We start from the raw sequence: 2,489 nt of genomic DNA on the forward strand, positions 1-2,489 counted from the left end.
GCGACGGCCGGTCGCGGACCGGAGGAATCAGCAGGAGGACGGCGTCCCTTGGTAGAGGGGCTGCTTTCGGCGAGGGGACGGGATCCGCGTTTTTTCGGGGAGGCAGGTTGGCGGCGGCGGAGCGCGGAACGCCGCCGGGCAGATCATCCACCTGATCGCGATCGGTAAGAGGCGGCCCGGGTTGGGACGACGCGTCTGGCGGATACACGACGGCGGCGCGGAGGAAGACCTCCGCGCCGCCGCAGGTGATCCGGATGAAACCGGGCTCAGAAGAGGCCCAGGCTCATCCCGTACTTCACGAAGCCCACACGGGCGTACCAGGTGGCGTCGCGGCTGCTGCTGTTCTTGTAGCCGGCGCCCACCAGCAGGTTGCTCTCGTGCCCCGTGGACCACCGGACGACGGGGCCCACCTGCCACGCCTCGTAGTCGTCCTCGCCGCCCACATTGCCCTGCCACACGGCCTCGGCGCCCACGCCGATGCCGCCCTGGTTCAGCTCCATGACGGGCAGGATGGCCTGCGCCTGCGACCACAGGTACTCCGAGCCCCAGCTGTAGCTTGCGATGCCCTGCAGCTCCGGACGCGACGCCCAGGAGATGGCCTGCACGGCCGTCGTGAAGCCGCTGCCGCCGCCCTCGCCGATGAGGGGCGAGTCCACTTCCTCGCTCTGGAAGTTGTAGCCCACGCGGCCCTCCAGCTGGCCGCCTTCCATGCGGTACGAGCCGCCCACGGACGGGCCCACGCTCCACACGGTGGTGCTCTCGCCGCCCGCGTCATAGTTGAGCCGGTACGCCTGCACGGCCACCACGGGCCGCAGCCCCAGCCCCTCGGGGCGCACCGAGGCGCCCACGAGCTGGATGTTGGACTCGTCGCCGTCCACGGAGGCCGTGGCGTACGCCGTGAGCTCCTGCGCCGACACCGCCGCGGGCGCCGCCATCATCACCGCCAGGGCCGCCACCGCGCGACCCATCCGCATCTTCCCCATCCTGAACTCCTGCAAGAGTTTGCCGATCCCGGCGACGTTTGGCTCCGGCTCCCGGCCGTCCGCCTCTTGGCGCCGTAACGTACGAAAATTCTGTGCCGTTTGGCCGTATCAGTTTGTCCCCTGTAGCCGATCGTGCCCCGGCCGATCAGCCCAGCGCGCCGGCCGCCGCGAGGGCCAGCGCGCCGCCCAGCGTAATGCGCAGGTTGTCGTCCAGGGGCAGGGGCAGGAACTCCAGCGTCGCCGCCGCCAGGGCTCCCGCGGCCGCCGCCCCGGGCGTGATGCCGGGGAGGGCCAGCCCCACGGCCAGGCACGCCGCCAGCGCCGCCCCGAACCCCTCCCCGCTCTTGCCCCACGGGGCGCGGTGCCGTCCCCAGCGCTTGCCCACGAGGGCGGCGGACGCGTCGCCCAGGCCGTTGTAGAGCATGCCCGCCACGGCCACGGGGCGGGGAAAGACCAGGAACGCGCCCGCGTACGCCAGCGCCATCCACGTGGCCCCCGCGAAGCGGCGCCGCTCGTGCCGGCGCAGCAGCGTGCGCGTGGCGCGCAGGAAGTAGTAGCGGGGGCCCCGCAGGTGCAGCCGCGCCAGGTCCACGGCCACGGCCGTCACGGCCAGGGCCCCCAGCGCGCCCGCCGCCACGGGCCGGGGCGCCGCCCACGCGAACGCGGGCAGGGCCACGGACGACACGTGGAACGCCTTGCGAAAGAGCTCGCGCCGCAGCCCCGCGGCCGGACGCGCGGGGAGCGCCGCCGGGGCAGCGAGCGGGACGGCCGAGACGCCGCTCACCGCGCCCCTCCCGCGGCCCCGGCGAGCTGTCCGTAGGCGTCCTGGAAGGCCGTGGCGGCCTCCGTGCCGGGGTAGCGGTCCCCGTTCGAGAAGGGCGTCCGCGGCGCCACGACGGCCACGGGGTGGGGCATCCGCCGCACCTCGGCCGCGATGACGGCGGCCCGGGCGCCCTCGGCGGGCAGCAGCGGGCGCTCCTCGAACGCCACGGCCGACCGGCGGAAGGCCTGCTCCAGCGCGTCGCGCCAGGCGCGCTGCTCGGGGTCCGACGGGTCCAGCAGCAGCACCACCGTGCGCAGCTGCCCGGCCAGCATGTAGCCCGAGAGCTCCGCCGGGTTGGGGTGCGGCACCAGCCACACGCCCGGCTCCAGCTCGCGCACGGCGCCCCGCTCCATGTCGCGCTGGTCCGGCGGCAGCCGCAGCCGGTCGGCCAGGGTGGAGGCGTGCTGCAGGTCCGTCGCGCTGGCCATCCTGACCCCCAGCCCCGCGCCCTCGGCCTCGATCATCCGCCGTACGACGTTGGTGCGGTCGCGGCCCAGCCCGCAGTGCACGTAGTACTTGCCGCGGCCGCCCCGCATCAGTTGACGGATGCGCTCCAGGGCCGCGGCGTTGTCGCTCACCCAGGGGAGCATGGGGGCGTGGATGAACTCCATCCGCAGCGCCCGCGCGTTGCGCCGCTCCTCGGCGATGCTGCGGGGCTCGAAGGGCACCACGGCCGGGTGCTG

3 protein-coding genes are annotated in these 2,489 nt (G+C 74.5%); all 3 read right to left on the bottom strand.

Translation table 11 applies throughout. The annotated features are described in order from the left end of the window. Window positions 1-266 precede the first annotated feature (266 nt). Window positions 267-974, bottom strand: coding sequence for a hypothetical protein (locus VFZ20_RS02315; protein ID WP_329682204.1), 708 nt, complete (start codon window positions 972-974; stop codon window positions 267-269). 154 nt (window positions 975-1,128) lie between these two features. Next, on the bottom strand, window positions 1,129-1,767 hold the full coding sequence (locus VFZ20_RS02320; RefSeq protein ID WP_329682205.1) for a hypothetical protein: 639 nt from the start codon (window positions 1,765-1,767) through the stop codon (window positions 1,129-1,131). Next, the coding region (locus tag VFZ20_RS02325; protein WP_329682206.1) for a hypothetical protein at window positions 1,764-2,489 on the bottom strand (726 nt) is incomplete at its 5' end. The genes VFZ20_RS02320 and VFZ20_RS02325, both read right to left, overlap by 4 nt.

It is taken from the genome of Longimicrobium sp., from assembly GCF_036280135.1.
Lineage (GTDB): Bacteria > Gemmatimonadota > Gemmatimonadetes > Longimicrobiales > Longimicrobiaceae > Longimicrobium.